At 46.7% G+C, this 19,707-nt stretch carries 14 protein-coding genes and 1 riboswitch; of the genes, 8 read left to right on the top strand and 6 right to left on the bottom strand.

Annotated elements, in window-relative coordinates:
• Window positions 1–125: 125 nt before the first annotated feature.
• The gene (locus QUA70_RS18885; RefSeq protein ID WP_333349231.1) at window positions 126–1,463 is read left to right on the top strand and encodes an ArsB/NhaD family transporter; all 1,338 of its coding nucleotides are present in this window, start codon (window positions 126–128) and stop codon (window positions 1,461–1,463) included.
• Window positions 1,464–1,574: 111 nt separating this feature from the next.
• Here QUA70_RS18885 and QUA70_RS18880 read toward each other — a convergent pair whose 3' ends face one another.
• Complete coding sequence (locus QUA70_RS18880; protein WP_333349233.1) at window positions 1,575–2,768, bottom strand: sensor histidine kinase; 1,194 nt, start codon at window positions 2,766–2,768, stop codon at window positions 1,575–1,577.
• Window positions 2,769–2,931: 163 nt separating this feature from the next.
• Window positions 2,932–3,144, top strand: a riboswitch (cyclic di-AMP (ydaO/yuaA leader).
• 99 nt (window positions 3,145–3,243) lie between these two features.
• On the opposite strand from QUA70_RS18880, the gene ntrB reads away from it, so the two are divergent.
• The 4 genes from ntrB to QUA70_RS18860 all read left to right on the top strand — a co-directional run bounded on the left by ntrB (window position 3,244) and on the right by QUA70_RS18860 (window position 7,412).
• Window positions 3,244–4,092: a nitrate ABC transporter permease gene (ntrB, locus tag QUA70_RS18875; RefSeq protein ID WP_333349235.1), complete on the top strand. Its 849-nt coding sequence runs from the start codon at window positions 3,244–3,246 to the stop codon at window positions 4,090–4,092.
• 65 nt (window positions 4,093–4,157) lie between these two features.
• The gene (locus QUA70_RS18870) at window positions 4,158–5,588 is read left to right on the top strand and encodes an ABC transporter substrate-binding protein (protein WP_333349236.1); all 1,431 of its coding nucleotides are present in this window, start codon (window positions 4,158–4,160) and stop codon (window positions 5,586–5,588) included.
• A 152-nt stretch (window positions 5,589–5,740) separates the two neighbouring features.
• Window positions 5,741–6,580: a nitrate ABC transporter ATP-binding protein gene (locus QUA70_RS18865; protein WP_333333624.1), complete on the top strand. Its 840-nt coding sequence runs from the start codon at window positions 5,741–5,743 to the stop codon at window positions 6,578–6,580.
• Window positions 6,581–6,626: 46 nt separating this feature from the next.
• Window positions 6,627–7,412, top strand: coding sequence for a universal stress protein (locus QUA70_RS18860; protein ID WP_333349238.1), 786 nt, complete (start codon window positions 6,627–6,629; stop codon window positions 7,410–7,412).
• A gap of 212 nt (window positions 7,413–7,624) precedes the next feature.
• On the opposite strand, the gene QUA70_RS18855 is transcribed toward QUA70_RS18860, so the two are convergent.
• On the bottom strand, window positions 7,625–7,843 hold the full coding sequence (locus tag QUA70_RS18855; RefSeq protein WP_333084085.1) for a hypothetical protein: 219 nt from the start codon (window positions 7,841–7,843) through the stop codon (window positions 7,625–7,627).
• A 237-nt stretch (window positions 7,844–8,080) separates the two neighbouring features.
• On the bottom strand, window positions 8,081–10,024 hold the full coding sequence (locus tag QUA70_RS18850; RefSeq protein ID WP_333349240.1) for a S9 family peptidase: 1,944 nt from the start codon (window positions 10,022–10,024) through the stop codon (window positions 8,081–8,083).
• Between the two features lie 79 nt (window positions 10,025–10,103).
• On the opposite strand from QUA70_RS18850, the gene QUA70_RS18845 reads away from it, so the two are divergent.
• A complete protein-coding gene (locus QUA70_RS18845; protein ID WP_333333630.1) occupies window positions 10,104–11,027 on the top strand; it encodes a nucleoside hydrolase in 924 nt (307 codons plus the stop codon).
• 138 nt (window positions 11,028–11,165) lie between these two features.
• A complete protein-coding gene (locus QUA70_RS18840; RefSeq protein ID WP_333349242.1) occupies window positions 11,166–12,524 on the top strand; it encodes a DUF3370 domain-containing protein in 1,359 nt (452 codons plus the stop codon).
• A 75-nt stretch (window positions 12,525–12,599) separates the two neighbouring features.
• On the opposite strand, the gene QUA70_RS18835 is transcribed toward QUA70_RS18840, so the two are convergent.
• The 3 genes from QUA70_RS18835 to QUA70_RS18825 all read right to left on the bottom strand — a co-directional run bounded on the left by QUA70_RS18835 (window position 12,600) and on the right by QUA70_RS18825 (window position 17,867).
• On the bottom strand, window positions 12,600–14,171 hold the full coding sequence (locus QUA70_RS18835; protein WP_333349243.1) for a DUF4335 domain-containing protein: 1,572 nt from the start codon (window positions 14,169–14,171) through the stop codon (window positions 12,600–12,602).
• Window positions 14,172–14,307: 136 nt separating this feature from the next.
• Window positions 14,308–14,913 (bottom strand): DUF3038 domain-containing protein, encoded by a 606-nt coding sequence (locus QUA70_RS18830; protein WP_333349246.1) that lies wholly within the window; start codon window positions 14,911–14,913, stop codon window positions 14,308–14,310.
• A gap of 251 nt (window positions 14,914–15,164) precedes the next feature.
• A complete protein-coding gene (locus tag QUA70_RS18825; RefSeq protein ID WP_333349249.1) occupies window positions 15,165–17,867 on the bottom strand; it encodes an endonuclease MutS2 in 2,703 nt (900 codons plus the stop codon).
• A 463-nt stretch (window positions 17,868–18,330) separates the two neighbouring features.
• Between QUA70_RS18825 and QUA70_RS18820 the strand changes: the two genes are divergently transcribed.
• Window positions 18,331–19,578 (top strand): response regulator, encoded by a 1,248-nt coding sequence (locus tag QUA70_RS18820; protein ID WP_333349248.1) that lies wholly within the window; start codon window positions 18,331–18,333, stop codon window positions 19,576–19,578.
• Window positions 19,579–19,707: the final 129 nt, after the last annotated feature.

Genomic DNA, 19,707 nt, shown 5'->3' with positions numbered 1-19,707 from the left:
GCTCGATCCCAGCTTGTTGTTACGATAATCAGCCCTTCAACCTATTGACAGAAGAGCCATAAAGTAGTAAATTGCCTCACACTAATAGTTTTTAATTTTAAGTTTTAAATTTTTCAGGGGAATAAATGGAAAACGTACAAGCTGTGATTGCTGCAACAACATTTATATGTGTAATTTTCTTAATAATTACAGAATGGATACACCTCACAGTTGCGGCATTTCTGGGAGCGGTGATTCTGGTTTTTACCCACGTGATGACGTTAAACAACGCGATCGAATATATTGGTCGGAGTCACGCAACACTGGGTTTATTCTTCGGTGTGATGGTAATGGTGAGAGCCTTTGAGCCTACCAAAGTATTTGAATACTTGGCAACTCAAATGGTGCTTTTGGCGAAAGGCAAGGGCAAAAATCTATTGCTGGGTATTGTCGCAATTACTACCCCAATTTGTGCAGTTTTGCCCAATGCCACGACAGTCATGCTGCTAGCACCATTAATTCCGCCAATGGCAGAAGAAGTCGGTGTAGATTTTGTGCCGTTACTGATTTTAATGGTATTTGTAGCTAACAGTTCGGGACTGCTGACAATCGTGGGCGATCCAGCGACATTCATTGTCGGTGATGCTATTAACATGAGCTTTGCAGATTACCTGGTAAAGTTAAGTTTGGGCGGGGCAATTGCAGTAGGAGTTATAGTAGTTATGTTGCCTTGGCTGTTCCGCGAAATTTGGCACAAGAACTTAGACGATTTGGAACATTTGCCCCACCCAAAAATTAATCACCCGCGAGTTTTAGCAGTAGGCGGCTTAATTATAGCTTTCGTGCTGACATTTTTTGTAATAGGAGAGTCTCTGCCCGTGCCTATTTCACCGGCAGCCGTTGCTTTGTTGGGGGCTGCTTTGGCAATGCTTTTAGCTCACCATTCCCAAATTGATTCTGTTAATAATATTTTGCGGGATTTAGATTGGAGCACGCTGCTATTTTTTATGTCTATCTTTGTGCTGATTGGCGGTTTGGAAAAAACCGGAGTAATCGGCAATATATCTGGAATATTAGCAGTGATTTTAGGTAAAAATATTGTTCTGGGTTCTTTAGTTTTGTTATTTTTTGTGGGTTTGATGTCGAGCGTGGTGCCAAATATTCCGTTGGTAGTGGCGATGGTGCCGCTGCTAAAACAGTATGTTGTCAATGTCGGGCTTGCACCGGCAGAAGTGCTGGCGCCGGATTTTGCAGGGCAGTTTCCACCTGCTGTGCTGCCGCTGTTTTATGCGATGATGTATGGAGCAACTTTAGGCGGAAATGGCACTTTGGTAGGAGCTTCTTCTAATATAGTGGCGGCGGGAATTTCTGAACAGCACGGACGCCGGATTTCTTTTCAAACTTTTCTGCGTTACGGACTTCCTGTGATGGCGGTGCAATTAATAAGTGCGGCTGTTTATGTAACTCTTCGGTTTCTGATTTGAAGAAGTCATTAGTCATTAGTTATTAGTCATTAGTTTTGTTGCGAGAGGAATAAAGAAGGAGTAAGGTGCTTAGTTGTGACCTAAGTATAGAGGTTGCAGTGAGTCCTAAATCTAAACTCCATCCAATTCTAAGGGAAAAATTACAGTGAAGGAGGAGCCAACTCCTACTTCAGAAACTAATTCGATTTTACCCTGCAAGAGGTTGACTAATCGAGCGACAATTGCTAGCCCTAAGCCGGTACTGTCCGGCATCCCAGAAGCCAGGGAGCTGTCGGCTCGAAAATAGGGCATAAAAATCCGATCGCAGTCTTCTGAAGCAATGCCAATTCCTGTATCGGTGATGCAGAGACTCCAATGTTTGTGTGACAATAATTCGGTTTTTATGGTAATAGTACCAGCTTGGGTGTAGCGAATGGCGTTGCTCGTCAAGTTGGTGATAATTTGCTGCAAGCGCAAGTAATCTGTCATCACTTGATCCAGAACCGGATCGCATTCAAGGGCGATCTCTAAATTTTTTGCTTTGGCCAAAGGCTCGATTATTTCGACAACAGTGCCGATCGCCGATCGCACCTTTGTCGCAGTTAGCTGCAATTTTATGCGTCCCGCGTCGTACCGCGAGATTTCGAGAGTATCGTTAATTAATCTAAGTAACCGTCTGCCGTTGCTGAGGACTTTATCAATATGTGCCAAATTGGGAGTAGAATCTTTAAGTTGAGAATTGTTTCTTTGGCGCAAAAACAATTCTGAGTAACCAATAATAGAGGTGAGGGGAGTTTTCAATTCGTGAGCTAAGTGAGATAGATTCTCTTGACTGGCGCGAACTAAGCGAGTCAGCTCTTGATTTGTAAGTTGCAATTGGTTTTGCAACTCCTGTAGTTCTTGGAATCTTGCCTGGGTATAGCTTTGGAAACAGTCAGCAATTACTTCGTCGAGGGCACTGTCAATTAAGCGGTAAGCTCGGCTCACTTCAGCGGCTGAGCCTTTTAGCAATTCTGGCTCTATAGCCGAGAAAATTACCCTCCGCAGCAAGCGGTATTCCCGCGCAATTTCTTCGGCATCGTAGCCTTGTTTTGCCCTGAGAGTTCCGTGGTCTAAACTTTCTTCTATGAGTGTCCGAATGTCGCTTTCTTCTGATTGGGACAGCATAGTTACCATCGCTTGCAGTACGATGGGAAGGCTGTCGCGCACGGAAGTGTAGGTGAGTTGCTTGGCGGTTTCGATTTGCTCGTCGGCGCGAACAGCTTCGATCCAGTTTTGGACAATTATGTCAATTTTATCTTGTAGCGCTTGGCTAAAATCTATCATGGCTCTTATAAATAAATTGAGCGATCGCATTTTATCTCTCTAGGCTAGTTTAATAGTTAACTTTTTGAATTTTCTCTTTTTGAGCTTTGCCGATCGCCAATGGCTACTTCTAAAGACATATTGACAAAATTAAATGCTCGTGCTAATTTATGTTAAATTGGCTTAAAAAGTCAAGCCTAATCCAGCACTGCGCGATCAAACCAAGCGTGTGGCTGGAGCGGAGGAACCAATTTTCGGGGCGAATCTCTACAGAATTAAAAAGCAAAGTTAAAAATTGCCAAATGTGAGTGTAATTTTTGATTTTGAAATCTAAGGAGAAGGACATCTCTCAGTCCTAGCCCGTCAGCTAACTTCGCAGGCATTGAGAAGAGACTGAAAAGCCAAATTTCTGAACAAGATAGTTTGGCTTCGTCAGTGTCTCAGGTTGGTATTGTTCAAGATTCTTGTACCTGCCCTGACTCTGAAGGAGATTGAAATGTTCATACAGCTTAATTTATCTGCGATCGTACTTGCAGGAGTTGCAACGTGGAAGCGGGTCAAACCCGTTGTCATCCGAGATGCTGTTTTGTTGCCTGCTGCGGGTTTTTTGGGAATTCTTGGCTTGTGGTGGATTGTTGCCAGCTTCAACAGCGATTTGATTCCCACTCCCTATCAGGCGTTAATCGCTAATTTAGATTACATATTCCATCCATTTTATCGGCGCGGGCCTGGAGATTTAGGCATTGGGTGGCTGCTGCTAGCGAGTTTGCGACGGGTGTTGGTGGGATTTTTCCTGGGTGCAGCAGTTGCGATTCCTGTGGGATTTCTGATCGGGATGTCGAAACCGGCAATGATGGCGCTCAATCCGCTGATTCAAATCTTCAAACCAGTGTCGCCGCTAGCTTGGCTGCCCATAGCTTTATCGATTTTTAATTTAGCAGAGCCGTCGGCAATTTTTGTCATATTCATCACGTCTTTGTGGCCGACAATTATCAACACAGCTTTGGGAGTTTCTAGCGTTTCCAAGGATTATCTGGATGTGGCGCGAGTGTTGGAAATGCCGCGCTGGAGGCGGATTACCAAGATAATTTGGCCGGCGAGTTTGCCATACATTTTTACAGGTTTGCGGATTAGTTTAGGGATTGCTTGGCTGGTGATTGTGGCGGTAGAAATGCTGACAGGCGGTGTAGGAATTGGCTTTTTTGTCTGGGATGAGTGGAGCCGTTTGAATCTGAGTTCGGTATTTTTAGCGGTGTTTGTAATTGGCTTAACTGGATTGTTGCTCGACGCTGCTGTGGACAAAGTTCAGGAATTGGTAACGCATCGATCGGTCATTAATCATTAGTGATTAGTCATTAGCTCAGGGTTTTTGATGACAGACATTTAGCTATTAGCGATCGAGAATTAAATATGAGTGACAAGTTTTCCAATGAATGGAAGCGCCGCGAGTTTTTGCAAGGAATGGGCTCGGCGGCGGCGGGAATGGCTTTATCTGGTTGTGGAATTAGCGCGGATCGATCGGCAAAAGGACTCACAGAAGAAGCCTTAGCCGTAAAGCCGGTTGTCGATTCCCGAACCTTAGAAAAACCAAATTTAACCGTAGGATACGTGCCGGTTAACGATTGTGCACCATTTGCGATCGCCTGGAAAAAAGGCTTTTTCCGCAAATACGGTTTAAACGTCCAACTCAACCGCGAAGCAAGCTGGGCAACCTCTCGCGACGGCGTAATCTTCGGCCGCCTCGACGCCTCCCCAGTCGTATCCGGCGCCGTCACAAACGCCCGAGTTGGCGCCGAAGGAGCGCGACACGCACCCCTGTGTGCGGCAATGACAATTCACCGCCACGGCAACGCCATGACGATGAACAAAGCTATGTGGGATTTCGGTTTACGCCCTTGGCACGAATACAACGGCAATTTAGAAGAATTTGGCAAACAATTTCGAGCTTTTTTTGACAGTCAGCCGTCGGAAAAAAGAGTTTGGGCAGTGGTTCTGAGTTCTTCTATTTATGAATACTTTGTCCGCTACATATCGGCGGCTGCGGGTGTGAATCCGTTCAAAGAATTTCGGGTAATTATTGTGCCGCCGCCGCAGATGGTAACGAACATCAGGATTGGCGCCATGCAGGCTTACATGGTAGCCGAACCTTGGAATACGCGGGCAATTCAAGGCAATTTAGGAGTGGGTTTTACCTTCGTGCAAGGCAAGGAAGTTTGGCTGGGACATCCCGATCGCCTTTTGGGAGTAATGGAATCATTCATTGAGGAAAATCCGAAGACTTATTACTCGCTGGTTAAAGCAATGGTGGAAGCTTGTCAGTATTGCAGCAAGCCGGAAAATCGCAATGAAATATCGGCGCTGCTGACTGAGCGATCGTTTACGGGGGCGAAACCGAAAAAAGGGGCGATCGACAAATTTACGCGACCAGCAATAGTTGGCGACTACAACTATGGAGGGTTTGACGAAAAAGACCGCACCATACAATCGGAAGATGCAACTATTTTCTATGACATTCCTAAGAATTTACCTCAAATACCCGGAAATCATTCAACATTTATGTGGCAGTCTCAGAGTATTTGGTTGATGACTCAAGCCGCACGCTGGGGACAGATTAAAGAAGTGCCAAAAAATGCTGAGGAATTAGCTAAAAAAGGTTGGAGAACCGACCTTTACCGCAAGATTGTTGCCGAAATGGCGATCGATTGTCCCAAGGAGGATTACCAAGTGGAATCGGCAGAACTTTTCATTGATAAAAAGGCATTTGATCCTAGCGATCCGGTGGGTTATTTGAATAGTTTTGAAATTCGAGCAAACCGCCCTCAGTCTTTTTTTCAGGCTTAATGTTTGAGATGTTGCGCTTTTCCTAATGTCCCGCCAGGGACTTAAGTCCCTGGCTAATAGCTAAAGTCGGTTTCAACCGACTGCCCAATTTTAGGATTTAGGCAATAGCCAGAAAAGTCAATTAACACTTTACTAATTTTTAGGAGAATACCATGAGTCAATACACTTCTACTTCTATCAGTACCCAAAATTCCGTCAAGAGCGATCGTCTATTTCTGGAAATAGACAATTTGTTCAAGTCTTACAAAAATGGTGACGGTACAGAATTTAGCGTCTTGGAAAATATCAATTTAAGTATTGGAGAAAACGAATTTATTTCCGTAATCGGTCACTCTGGCTGTGGCAAATCAACGCTGCTAAAAATAGTGGCTGGTTTGGAAAAACAGAGCAGGGGTATGGTGACACTGGAAGGAAAAGAAATTCGCAAACCTGGAGCCGATCGCATGATGGTATTTCAGCACTACGGATTGCTGCCTTGGCTGACGGTGCGGGAAAATATTCGGCTGGCCGTTGATGAAGTTTTGCAAAGTCTTAGCCGTTCCGAGAAGATTAGTCTTGTCAACGAACACCTAGCAATGGTAAACTTAACATCGGCAGCCGATAAATATCCAGACGAAATTTCAGGGGGCATGAAACAGCGGGTTGGGATTGCGCGAGCTTTGGCGATTCGACCGAAAATGTTATTAATGGACGAACCGTTTGGAGCGTTGGATGCTCTGACTCGCGGCAAGTTGCAGAAACAGGTGCTGGATATCTGGGAAAATCACAGACAAGCTGCAATGATGATTACTCACGATGTGGATGAAGCTATCTATATGTCCGATCGTATTGTGCTGATGACAAACGGCCCGGCTGCGACAATAGGAGAGATTTTGTCAGTGCCGTTTGCACACCCGCGCGATCGCCAGGAGTTGCGGGAATCGAAGGATTATTACGAACTCCGCAACTATGCTTTGAATTTTCTCGATCGCTACTTTACTCAAGACGAATAACACCCGACGGATCGACATAACAATTCACTTAAGAGAGGTTAAGCCTGTGAATCTCAAAACAATGTTAGCGCGTTTTGAAACTGCATTGGGATACCAAAATTTAGCAGAAGAAATGGTGTTGCTGCCTGAGCCAACATTACCAGTTTCTAAGAAATCAAAATCCTCAAAACAGGCCAAAACAATCAATTTTATGGTCGGTTACAACAGTTCTCCCCAAAGTCAAATAGCTCTGGATATTACCCTTTGGATGGCGCATCAAACTCGTTTAGTAACAACTAAAGAAGTCACGGTTCAAGTCGTCTACGTAATCGACGAATCGCCAAAAAGTTACGGTGAAGATCCTTGCGAATTTGCTGTAGCAAATGCCTTGGTCGCACAGCAGAAAGTGTCTAATTTAGAGGAAACATTCGCCCTTAATTGTGCAGCGTCTGCGATGAGTTTACCAACCGAAATCCAATCGGTATCCCAGCCAAAAACTTGGATTGATCCGCATTATTTTCGAGAAATTTTTGGTCAAAAGAATGAGTATGAGATAGCAGATAAGTTGCTGTGGCAAGCGCGCTGTTTGGCTGAGGAATGGCGCGGTTTATTCAAAGCTCATTTACGCATCGGGCAGGTTGCTACAGAACTGAGAAATGTGGTTGAATTAGAATCAGCAGATTTACTATTCTTGGGCTGCGATTCGGGCAACCACTCGCTGGTTAAGGAACTAGGCAATAATTTTCCGTGCTGCGTGCTCGGGATTCCTGCGGCACTCAGCTATCAGATGGATGTTCAGCCTGAAGAAAGTTTAAGCAAGTTACAGTTGGCGACAACTATGTCTGCACATTAAACTTGTTCAGCACTTACGCAAAACTATATGTAAGGTTCGCAGTGCAAACCCTACCGCTATAAATTCGCGCGCTAAACCTTTTTTTGCGTAAGTTCTATGTCGATAAAAAATTAACAATAGTTTCCTCGCCCGAAGTCCCAACTACGAGACAATTGGGACTTTTTTTGATTATTGAGATGTTGAAAATTACTGTTAAGGAAAATTATCGGCACTTACCTGATCATAGACAATTCGTTAACTAATTTTATTCTTCCCCGGCACACAGAGCGCAGGAGTCGATCGATCGAGCGTTTGTCTTCCTCAGTCAAATTTTCGTCAAAAATAGCAGCCATCAAACCGTACCGATCGGCTAGAGTAATGTACCCATTATGATTCACTTCGGCAAACAGCTCGCCCAAAGCAGATGGAATCAGGTTGATAGGAGTTTGCATAGCGATTGACTCTAAAATCGAGGATGGCGCGATCGGGCGTTTCTTCGGTAACAAAAGGCGATCGCACTCTGATATTCTGTCAGTGTATTTCCTTAAAAGGTGTGACAATCAACCGCCAAAACTTGTGACAGCAAACAGCCAAAATTGTGAACGACATCACATTCCCTATTTGCGAAATATGCTAAAGCGTGCAGTTGCGTTTTAGCCCAAACAAAGCAACTGCAAACTTAATTTTTTCTACATATTGTAAATCTGCACTTCCTCCCCAGGTTCAGCTAACTCAAACTTAAACACCTGGGAATAGAAATAGAATTCGCCGTCAAGAGTTCTTTTGATATTTTCAGCGCGGCGAAAACCGTGCTGTTCCCCTTCATAAGCAACATAAGCAACCGGCAAACCTTTAGCTTTCAATATCTCTACCATCATTTCCGCTTGATTAGGCGGAACCACTTTATCTTCTAATCCTTGAAAAAAGATAACGGGACAAGATAAACGTTCGGCGGAATGAATCGGCGAACGAGCTACATACAAATCTTTTCTTTCAGGATAAGGCCCGATTAATCCATCCAGATAGCGCGCTTCAAATTTGTGAGTATCCGTTGCCAAAGCTTCCAAATCGCTAACTCCATAATAGCTCGCACCGGCCTTAAACACATCGCGGAAAGTAAGAGCGCACAGAGTAGTGTACCCCCCTGCACTGCCTCCGGCGATCGCCATTCTTTCGCCATCAACTAAACCCTTTTGAGCTAAATATTTAGCACCGTTAGCGCAGTCGTCAACATCGACAATGCCCCAACTATCTTGCAGTCTTTTTCTGTATTCTCGGCCGTAACCAGTGCTGCCGCCGTAATTAACATCAAGTACGGCAAAACCGCGACTCGTCCAATATTGAATTTTTAAATTCATGCTGCTAGAAGTAGCAGCAGTTGGGCCGCCGTGACTTTTGACAACAAGCGGCGGTTTTTCACCCCCAGGTGCTGCGAAATCTTGATTTTTCGGGGGATAGAAGAAACCGAAAGCAGTCAAATTATTTTCCGTAGGAAACTCGATAGGTTCCGGTACAGAAAGATAACCCGGATTGATGCTTAAATTGCTCGATTGGCGCAATATTTCTAGTTGATTTGTTGCTAAATTGAGTTGTACAATAGCAGTAGATTCAGTCGGCGAACCTGCCAGAAAAACCACAGTTTCTCCCCCCGCGTTGACCGAGGAAATATCAGTGTAAGGCGTTTCAATTGTTGTCAACTGCTTTGTCGTTAAATCAAGACTCGCTAAATGCCATTTGCCTTGCTGAGTGTAGGTGCAAATAATTTTGCTCTCCGAGACAACGGCATAAGTAGACATTCCAAAAACCCACTGAGGAAGTCCGAATTCCGCCGCCATTTCGCACAGAGGTTCGACCTCTTGCTGTTCTCTCGGCAAGCAAGGATTGACGGTTCTATATAAATTCCACCAGTTAGACTTGTCAGAAACAAAATACAAAACTCCATCGGGCGACCATTCCGGTTGAAAAATTGACTCATCAAGCCCGCCAGCAACTAAGTATTTTTCACCTAAAGAACCATCGGCCTTAATTTCTGCCACCCACAATTCTGTGCCATCCCACGGCATATTTGGATGGTTCCAACAAATCCAGGAAAGTAGAGAACCGTCTGGACTTAAACGAGGGGAAGCATAAAAGTCATTGCCCTGAGTTAAGATTTGAATATCTTCGCCGTTATCTAAATTAATGCTAACAATACTATTGACAGGTTCGCCCTCACCTGCATTGTCTTCGCGCACGCAAATCAGGCGATTTCTTTGCTTGTCAACTATCACATCTGCATAGCAAGAATTAGCAGCAGGTGTCAGAGGTTCTGGTTGACAATCTAATGCTTGAGAATAAATACGTTGGTCGGCAAAATGAGAAAAATAGACAACACCGCCAGCAACTGCAAAAGCAGCGCCGCCGTATTCATGAACCCGAGTGCGAACATTAAAAGGAGGCGGTGTCACGTCGCTAATTATACCGTCAGGAGTGCGCCGCACGAGGACGCTTCTTCCCGCTTCCGAAGGCCTTCCCTCAACCCAGTAAATATCATCGCCGTCAATAGCAATTTGTCCGAGTCCGACAGTTCCAGAAACAATTAAATCGGAAGAAATAGGTGATTTCCAAGAGCCGTAAGGTGATACTGTATTCATATAGTTGAGGCAGTTGTGTTTCTCGAACAAAAAAATTAATATTTGTACTTTACACTAACTCAGTCACCGGGGAAGCAAAATGTCCAAAAAACTCGTACTAATGGATCACGACGGTGCAGTTGATGACTATCTCTCAGTCGTGTTGCTGATGACAATGGAGGAAGTCGAAACTCTGGGAGTAATTGTAACTCCTGCGGACTGCTACATTCAACCGGCGGTGAGTGCAACGCGCAAAATCCTGGATTTGATGGGGCGTTCAGAAGTTCCAGTGGCGGCGAGTACCGTGCGGGGACTCAACCCATTTCCCGTGTTATTTCGGCGAGATTCCTTTGCAGTCGATCGACTTCCCATTCTAAATGAAAAAGGAACCATTGACACCCCGTTAATATCAGAACCCGGACAAAACTTTATGGTGCGAGTTTTGCGAGATGCAGCCGCACCAGTCACATTAATGGTAACGGGGCCGTTAACAACAGTAGCGCAAGCTTTAGATATCGCGCCAGAAATTGAAAGCAAAATTCAAGAAATTGTCTGGATGGGAGGCGCCCTAAATGTTATGGGCAATGTTAGCAAAGATATGGAACCCGGACAAGATATGTCGGCGGAATGGAATGCTTACTGGGACCCGATAGCAATCGAGAGAATTTGGCAAACCCAAATTCCCGTTGTCATGTGTCCTTTAGACATCACGAATAATGTACCGCTGACTGTAGAATTTTCCAATCTCTTAGCAAAACAGCGCAAATATCCAATTTCCGACTTAGCAGGACAGTGTTATGCCCTAGCAATATCTCAAGATTACTATTTTTGGGACATTTTGGCAACCGCTTATTTAGCGCATCCCGAATTTTACCAACTGCGAGAATGGGAAACCAAAATTATTACCGAAGGCATCAGCCAAGGACGCACACAAGTTAAAATAGGAGGGCGAAAAATTCAAGCAATGGATAAAGTAGACACCGCCAAATTTTACAATTACATATTAGAACAGTGGGCGAGGTAAAAATCACAATATCTGCTAGAAGTGAGCAAAATCTCCGTACAAAACCCGCCCTGACGCAAATATTTACGGGTTCTTCTCTTCCCTCTCTTCCTCTGCGCCCTCTGCGCCCTCTGCGGTAAAAAAAAACTCATCTCAAAAATGCTGCCAATTATATCAATTATCCCCTTAGCCCAAACCCCTCCCGCACCTCAAGAAATCCTCCAAATCCAAGAAGTGCGACCTCTCCCCGGACAGTTAGACAACATACCAGTATTTAACAGCAACAGTCCCGAAGTAGTGCTGCAAGAAGGAATTTTGCTTTCGACATTTCCCCCAGATGGTAAAAGATTTCCGGCGGCACATTTAAACTTTCCGTTTCAAGGACGTTTTGACATATTTGCCCACCACATAGCCCGCGCACCTTCCCCGGAAGATTTGCGAACATTGTATCAAGGAATAATTGTTTATAATCCGGGCAATAAACCTGTAAGATTAGATATATTGCAAGCTGCGAGTTATCTCAGTCAACCCGATGCACCTTTTATTGAATTGCCGCCGCAAGTGGATAATTCAAACAGTAATATTTACGCGGGGCCGGGAAGTCGCGCTGTGAATGATATTCTCAGAGGAAGGAGACAGTCTGACTTTGAGCCTGGGTTAATTATTCCACCGGGAAAAAGCGAACTGTTGATGAATCATCCGATACCGGTGCGGGGATTGGTACCGCCGCTAAACGGTCGATCGACCTTGATGCGGTTGCGGAGCGATGGTATAGTCTATGTTGCCAGTCTGGCGATGTTTGCCCGAGTTGACCCAGAGGAAAACGGACAGGGAAACGAGCGATCGCCCAACTTAGCAGAATGGCAAAACTTATTAGACAATGGTAATATAGCCGGGCCGCGCGATCGAACTCCCACACCGCCAGAAATCACCGAAGGTCAAGTAATTTACGGCCGAGTTGCCGGTGTAGCATTAGGTTCAGAATGGCGAGCACTTCTCTCAGACAACCAAGCCACATCAAACCTAGCAATTCCCCAACCCGGAACAGCATTTTCCTACCCATTAAGCAGCCTCCCGCGCGGAATGCTGGGCACAAATCAAGTGCAAAGTGCGAGGATGCTAGTCCGCTACCCAGATACAGCATACCGCGCCCACGGCAATTACGGAATTCAATACAATCTCAGCTTGCCGCTGTACAATTCTACCAGCAAAAATCAAACTGTAACAGTCGCGATTCAAACTCCAATTAAGACAGACAAATTAACTTCAGGAGGACTTAATTTTTTAGAACCTCCGGCACCTCAAACTTTTTTTAGGGGGACGGTCAGAGTGCGCTATAATGATGACAATAAAGTGCCTCAAACTCGCTACGTGCATTTAGTCCAGCGGCGGGGACAGCAGGGGGAACCTTTGGTAAAACTAGAGATGAAATCGGGAGAAAAGCGACTTGTAGAAGTGGATTTTATTTATCCGCCCGATGCGTCGCCTCCGCAAGTTTTGACAGTGAAAACAAATTAAATTTGATTTGACTTGAACTTGTTTAAGATTAGCAATTAACCGGGATTTCCATCTCGACAATGTGTTTGAGAGTGTTTAATCACTCTCTTCCAAAAAGGTTTGTACTCGACCGTTTGGTCGTAAAACAACTCGAATTTTCGGGTTTTTTCCATTAGAAACGGCAGAAACAAACGGCTCGCCGGCTAATGGCATATTAGTTTGCTCGATATAATCTGCTGCTGCTTTTCCCATCGGGACAATACTTTGAATTGATCCATTTTCATCGATCAGCACGCTGTATTCCAAAGTTTGTTCCATTCCTTCAGGAGGCTTCCAGCGTTCCTCAAAGTAAGTTCTAGCTTCTGAAACTTGAGGAATTGTATCAAATAAAGTGCGGTTTTTTCGGCTGGCCGCGGCCTGGTTGTTGTCCTCGGACTCGGTGGTTGGTTGAGTGTCCTCAAGGGCTGGGAGTTCGGTACTGGCGGGGGGGACAATCGGCTCGATGGGGCTGGGGAAGGTTTGGGGCGGGGGAACGGGAAATCGGGAAGCAGACAGGGAGGGCGGCAGGGGGGGAGGTACGGCGGGAGCTAGTCTCGGCGGTAGGGGGGGCAGCACGTAGGGTACTGGTGCGGGTGCTTGGGGGGCGGAAATGGGTGGTTCTTCGGGGGCGGGAATTGTGATTGTTTGCCCTTGAGGGAATGCTGGGGCGCTCTGTGGGGCGCTGGGTGCGCTGCCGTTGGCGGGAAATAGCAGGGGTGGCTGCTGGATAGGGCTGGGTCTGTTGGTGGCTGGAGTTGGGGCGAGGGCGAGGGGAGGCAAGCTGGGGCTGGGGGAGGCGGCGGTGTTGATGGGCGGGGGGGGCAGGGGCGGTAAACCGGGTGTGGCTGCGGGTGTTGGTGCTGGGGGTGTCGGTAGGGCGGGAACAGGACTGGGGGAGATGCCGGCAGCTAGCTGGGGCTGTCCTGGATCGGGGGCTGTGGCGGTTTGCGGGGAGGTGGCGGTTCGATCGAGCATTTTGATAGTTCCTGTTGTCAGGCCCGCGCTGGCGACCAGTAATGCTGCCACCTTGAGCCAGGGTGAGGACAGCGGCCGTCGGGACTCACGGTTGAGGTTGGGAAGCGCCATCACTTCGGCGGCGCAGTCATCTAGTGCTGTGGCCAAGTCAAACAGTTGCAGGGTACTCAAGGGAACTACTGGCCCGGATTCTGCAGCGCTCAAAGAGCCTAAAAACAAGTTGTGGGCGAGCAAGCCACGGGGCTCTAAGCGGGGGGGAACCGGAAGGTAGGAAGTTGGGAGAGAGTAGGGGTTGGAAGTTGCTAGTTCGGAAGTGTTGGCGGCTCGATCGAATATAACGGCGTTACGCGCGGCTTCTGGCGAGTCTGAACCTGCAGGGATACGATCGGTTTGAGAGTTGAGGTTGCTTTCCCAATCGCGGGATTCGCCAAGCAAGTTTTGGACGTAGTTGCTGACAGCTTCGTGGAGGGTTTCGAGTTGAATTCGATCGCCCCTGAGAGTAACGTGTTCGTTATCTGGCAGCCTGGGGTCGTCGAGTCGCAGCTCGAAACTTAAAGATTTAAACACCGGTTGGCCCGCCCAGCGAGATAGAGGCGAACTTTTGGCTGTAATTTCCAGCGTGCAAGTGGGGGGCGTGTACCGTTTGAGAACCATAGCAGAAAGTCTGTTGGCTGTTGACTGTTGACTGTTGACTGTTGACTGCTGACTAATGACTGTTGACTAATGACTAATGACTACTGACTACTGACTAATGACTACTGACTACTGACTACTGACTATTGACTATTGTTTAATTCTTAGCGCGGTCTAGAAGAGCCAGCCAGAGGCGGCGGTGCCCGCCGGGACTGCTGTAAAACAGCAAATCGATCAGGAGTTTGAGGGCCAAATCAGTCAGTTCTCGGGCTGATAAATTTTCTCCATCTTCCATGCGCGAGCCATAAGTGTTGCTGAACCTGTCAATATAATCTCCCAGCAAAGCGATTGTGTGAGGTTCGCGGTTTTGCTCTGCCATTTGTTCGAGCAAAGCAACAGCGCGGCGGATTAAAGCTTGGTGCTGTTTTGCCAAATGACAGCTTATCAAAACGAGCGATCGAGCTTCCTCCACATCGAGTTTTTTGCGCCCTCCCTGGCCTTTCCGCAGCGGGTTAGACTGTCGCAGCCGCCACAAAGCTACCCGATCGGCTACCATTGGCTCTAAATTCAGTTCGGCTGCTACCTTGAGCATCGCCTCTGAGCCAATTTCTGCCAGTGCTTCTAGGGCTAACAGAACTAAATCCAGTTGGGCTTTAATGTTGTCCAACTGGGTAGGTTCTGGTGCTTTTCGGGTCAATTCTTCCCAGTTGGGAGAGGGGCCCGTTTCGTTTGTGGGAGCGGAGGGCTTTACGGTCGAGCGCATGGCTTCAGCACGGGAAATTAAGACTGGTTGAGGCAGGATATCAAACAGTATGCAGTGATTAAAGCTTTGCGGCCTGTGGGCAACAGCACATCTGTTAATTTGTCTCCATAGCTCGTTGCTTTGATTCCGGCAATCCTAACTGCTGGACGGAGTTGCGGGCTAAAAGTTGCGGCTTCAAGTTCGATCGATCGCAATCCGCAAAACCCATAAATTTTTACTTTTAACCATGCTACGCCACCGGGTGCCACAAATCAATGTAAATAAACCACCGTCACACCTCCACCCCCTTCTTTTTGACTGGCGAGTTCAAAGCGGGAAACCTGCGGGTGATTCGCGAGGAACTCGTGAACCCCGCGCCGCAACTGTCCCGTACCTTTGCCGTGAATTATCCATAGCACTCCGTATTCCACGGCCTTGGAAAGAGCTCTGTCTATTTCGATTTCTGCGTCGGAGACTCTTGCACCCCGTAGGTCGATCGAATTATGAGCAGTGCGGATGGCGATTTCGGGATTGGGTTTTGCAGGTTCCGCCGCTGCTTGCTTAGCTTTAGCCGCAGCCAGTGCTTGGGCTTGGGCTGCTACCTTGGCTAATTGAGCTTTAGTTTCCGGTTTTTGACCGTCGAGGGATTCAATTTCTCCTAGTTTGACAGTCATTTTCATAATCCCAAACCGAACGCTCAACTCTTCGTTAGCGTCGGGGCCGCTGAGGACTTCGGCGGTTTGGCCCAAGCTGGGAATGCGGATGCGATCGCCCACTTTCGGCATAAAACTCGGTTTGGGTTTAGCCGGTTGTTGCCGAGAGGGCAGGTGTTTTTGGGAAATTTGATTTAAAGTGTCTGTCGCTTGTTGGGCATTTTGAGCCGTCTGGTTGCCCGACTGCAAGCGACGAATGATTTGAGCAATTTCTGATTTTGCCGACCCGATCGCCTCATTTACTGCCACTTCCTGAGCTATTTTTAGTTCTCGCTCCCGCTCTTGCAAAGCCGCTGCTTTTTGAGAAACTTCTCTGTGCAGTTTTTCGGTTTGGTGTAGCAGTTGAGTTGCTTCTCTGGCCTTGGTTTCCTGTTTCCGGCGCTGTGCTTCGAGTCCAGCAATCACTTGATTAACATCTTGAGACGCTCCCCCGACATAGGTTTGAGCTTCTTCGACTATGGATGCTAGCAAACCGAGTCTTTTGGCAATCGTGAGGGCGTTGGAACGTCCGGGAATTCCCCACAACAAGCGATAGGTTGGCTGCATGGAATTGTCGTCAAATTCTACTGAGGCATTTTCAAAGCGGGAGTCTTGATATTTGAGGGCTTTGAGTTCGCCAAAGTGGGTAGTTGCAACTGTTAATAGGGAATGTTGGGCCAGGTATTTCAACAGGGCGATCGCCAATGCACTGCCTTCTGAGGGGTCTGTACCCGCTCCTACTTCGTCTAACAAAACTAAAGATTTGGGAATTGGTAATTGGGAATTGGTAATTGGGATTTGGGGTTGGGGAATTTGTAATTTTGGTTTGAGAATTGGGAGATCAGAAACAGTGTTCTGTGTATCTGTGACTTCTTGGTCTTGCTGTTGGGAATTAGTAATTGGAAGGTTTGAATTTTCTTCCCCTTCAGCCTGCGATTTATTGTGTAAAACTTCTAAAATGCGGCTGATGCGGCGGATATGACCGGAGAAAGTAGACAAACTTTGCTGTAAAGATTGTTCGTCACCAATATCGGCCAAAATATTGTCGAACCAAGGCAATTCTACTGGTTCGCGGGCGGCAACAAACATTCCTGCTTTCGCCATTAAAGCTGCCAATCCCAAGGTTTTGAGGGTGACAGTTTTGCCGCCAGTGTTAGGGCCTGTGATGGCGACGACGCGGATGTGCGGCCCGATCGTTAAATCCACCGGCACGACTGGAAAGCCTTGCTCGTATTGCTGCTGCCAAACTAATAAAGGATGGCGCAACTGGCGCAGGGTAATTTGCGATCGCAGGTTGCGAATTAATAATTGACTGTTTTCTGAGTTTTCCTCATCTTCTTTTTCTTCTTTTTCCTCATCTTCTTTTTCGGGATTTTTTGGTGCTAATTCTGGCTCTCCCAATTCGATAAATTTCGGCGGATTTGCTTGCAACCAAAAACTATAACGCGCTTTAGCTGCTGCTAAATCTAAAGTTGTAACTACCACCACCAATCTGTCTAAATCAGGTTTTACTGCTGCGACTTGCTCCGTGAGGACGCGGCGGACTGCTTCTTCTTCAGCTTGTTCTTGCCTGAGCAACTGCCGCATTTGGTTGTTAAGATTAACTGTGCTGTGGGGTTCTACGTACAGTGTCGCGCCGCTAGCCGAGGAGTCATGAACGATGCCCGGTATGGCATCTTTTTGGGGAGCTTTGACGGGAATGACAAAGCGTCCGCTTCTTTGGGTAATTAGCTGTTCTTGTACGGCGTTGGATTGGCGCTGCAAAATCCCCTGCAATATTTGATAAATGCGATCGCGCAACTGTCGCATTTGAACTCTAATTCCTGCTAATTTAGGAGTGGCTCTGTCTGCTACTTGAGCGCGATCGTCTATACAGCGATGGATTTCTTGCTCTAGTTCAGGATAAGTCCGCAATTGGGCTGCCAGTTCTTTGAGCGTCGGCACATCTGGCTGAGAGTCAATTATCCGGCGCAATTGCCTTGCTCCGGCGAGGGTAGTAGCAATTGCCAGCAATTCTTCGCCGCTGAGCAAACCTTGGAGTTCGGCTCGCTGCAGGGAAGTGCCGATATCTTGGATTCCTTCAAAACTCAAAGCACCGCCAGCGCGGCTCTCTAACTGATAAGTTTCCTGAGTTTGGGCGAGGAGTTCTGCTGTTTGAGCTTGAGTTGCCGGGATTGCGAGGTCTAGGGCGGCGGCGACGCCGAGTTTGGTCGCAGCGAAGGTAGCCAAGTGCTGACACAGGCGCGGCCATTCTAATAGTTCTAGTGTTTCGGCTTGAATCAAAGTTGAGGTGGTGTTGGTAATTGGCATTCCCAGGCGCTGACCGAGAAGGTGAATTTAACGATACTATTAATTGATTTTAAAGTTTTTTATTGTTTCCTGGGGCAATTTGAGAAAGTATCTGCGATCGCCCTCAGCAGTCTTTCGACCGCAAGCTCTGATGTAACATTAATTACGAAGGAGAAAATTTGCATTTTTGCATTACCCGTCTAAAATTATACCTTCTCGTGATACCAGTCCCCAAAAAATATGCAACTTTAGGCAAGCTCCCACCTATTATACAGTAAGTCATTACCAATTTTTTACTCTAAAATATAAAATCTAAAATGGTATGAGCTATTTTTGGTTTTGAGGGAGCAGGGATGGGCTGTTTTTTGGTGAAATTGAACTCTTTTGGAAGTTTAAATCTGTCAGCGCAATTCGGGCGGTTGTATCCTAAAAAGTAATTTGTGGAGGTGGTAGAAGTATGGCAAAGATTCTGGCGATCATCGCGGATACTGTGACTTTTCAAGTTGTCCAAGAGTTACTCAGCCAAGAGGGACATCAGGTGAGAGTCGTTCCCGACGACAAGGAGGGTTTAGACTTGGCGAAGGAATTTTCCCCCGAAGCGATAATTTGCGACGGGACTTCGCCTCAAATCAACTTTTTGGAGGTGTGCAGGCTGGTGAAAGCCGATCGAGAATTGGCGGCAGCCTATTTTATTCTGCTGACAACACCGGAGCAATTTGATGAAATTCAAGAATTGGATGCGCCCTTTGACGATTTTCTGTTTAAACCGATAGTTAAGCAGGAATTATTGGCGCGGGTGCGCGCGTCTAAGCGATCGCACGAGTTGAGGGGGCGGTTGGAGTTAACCCAGCAAGAATTGGATCTGTCGCGCGATCGAATGCTGCAAAATGAAAAAATGTCGAGTTTGGGCGAACTGGTGTCTGGGATAGCCCACGAAATTAACAACCCAATTACTTTTATTTACAGCAATCTAACTCACGTCCAAAGCTACGCGACCGATTTAATTCAACTGCTGCGATTGTATCAAAAAGAGCTAGTCACTCCCGGAGATGAAATCCTGCAAAAGCAGCAAGATATGGATGTGGAATTCGTTCTGGACGATTTATTAAAAATTGTGAGTTCCATGCGTACCGGGAGCGATCGCATCCGCCAAATAATCTTGTCGCTACAGGATTTTTCCCGCAGCGATCGATCGGGCTGGCAGTTATTCGATGTTTCCGACGGTTTAGAAAATACTCTGTTGTTGTTACAGCACCGCTTGCCGGCTCGCGAGGGAAGGCGAGACATCAAGGTGATGAAAGAATTCGGCAATTTGCCACAAATTGAGTGTTATGCAGGTCTGCTAAATCAAGCTTTTCTGAATATCATCAATCACGCGATCGATATTTTGGAAGAGTCTGCTCAAGAGCTGGCAGAGTTGGAATCAATCAAATTTAAGCCTGTGATTTTGATTAGCACTCAGGTGGTCGATGCTGAGCGAATTTCTATTGAGATTGCTGATAACGACATGGCAATTAGCAAAGATATCACAGCGCAACTTTCTGAGGCCTTTTTGGTTGCCCACCCTGCGGAACCACCCATCTACTCGGGACTTGCTCTCAGCTATCAGATAATTGTAGAGCAGCACAAAGGAGAGTTAAGGTGTTTTTCGGAACCCGGTAAAGGTACTAAAATTTACATAGAAATTCCCCTGCGTCACAGCTAATTAATACTATTTACCGTTGGTGGGGGCGGGTTTTTGAGATTGTTTGTTTTAGCCTGGGGGGGTGACAACCCCGTTAGAAGCTAGACAAGGTAAGGCGTTGACCCACTTGTGGTAAAAAAAGATAGGCCC

Origin of the sequence: Microcoleus sp. LAD1_D5 (assembly GCF_036702115.1) — a bacterium.
Lineage (GTDB): Bacteria > Cyanobacteriota > Cyanobacteriia > Cyanobacteriales > Microcoleaceae > Microcoleus.
The sequence above is the reverse complement of the archived record's forward strand: the minus strand, read 5'-3'. Positions and strand labels throughout refer to the sequence as shown.

Bases quoted from the DNA above. Each gene is read 5' to 3' on its own strand.
- QUA70_RS18885 (WP_333349231.1), top strand. From the start codon at position 126: ATGGAAAACGTACAAGCTGTGATTGCTGCAACAACATTTATATGTGTA.
- QUA70_RS18880 (WP_333349233.1), bottom strand. From the start codon at position 2,768: ATGATAGATTTTAGCCAAGCGCTACAAGATAAAATTGACATAATTGTC.
- ntrB (WP_333349235.1), top strand. From the start codon at position 3,244: ATGTTCATACAGCTTAATTTATCTGCGATCGTACTTGCAGGAGTTGCA.
- QUA70_RS18870 (WP_333349236.1), top strand. From the start codon at position 4,158: ATGAGTGACAAGTTTTCCAATGAATGGAAGCGCCGCGAGTTTTTGCAA.
- QUA70_RS18865 (WP_333333624.1), top strand. From the start codon at position 5,741: ATGAGTCAATACACTTCTACTTCTATCAGTACCCAAAATTCCGTCAAG.
- QUA70_RS18855 (WP_333084085.1), bottom strand. From the start codon at position 7,843: ATGCAAACTCCTATCAACCTGATTCCATCTGCTTTGGGCGAGCTGTTT.
- QUA70_RS18850 (WP_333349240.1), bottom strand. From the start codon at position 10,024: ATGAATACAGTATCACCTTACGGCTCTTGGAAATCACCTATTTCTTCC.
- QUA70_RS18845 (WP_333333630.1), top strand. From the start codon at position 10,104: ATGTCCAAAAAACTCGTACTAATGGATCACGACGGTGCAGTTGATGAC.
- QUA70_RS18840 (WP_333349242.1), top strand. From the start codon at position 11,166: ATGCTGCCAATTATATCAATTATCCCCTTAGCCCAAACCCCTCCCGCA.
- QUA70_RS18835 (WP_333349243.1), bottom strand. From the start codon at position 14,171: ATGGTTCTCAAACGGTACACGCCCCCCACTTGCACGCTGGAAATTACA.
- QUA70_RS18830 (WP_333349246.1), bottom strand. From the start codon at position 14,913: ATGCGCTCGACCGTAAAGCCCTCCGCTCCCACAAACGAAACGGGCCCC.
- QUA70_RS18820 (WP_333349248.1), top strand. From the start codon at position 18,331: ATGGCAAAGATTCTGGCGATCATCGCGGATACTGTGACTTTTCAAGTT.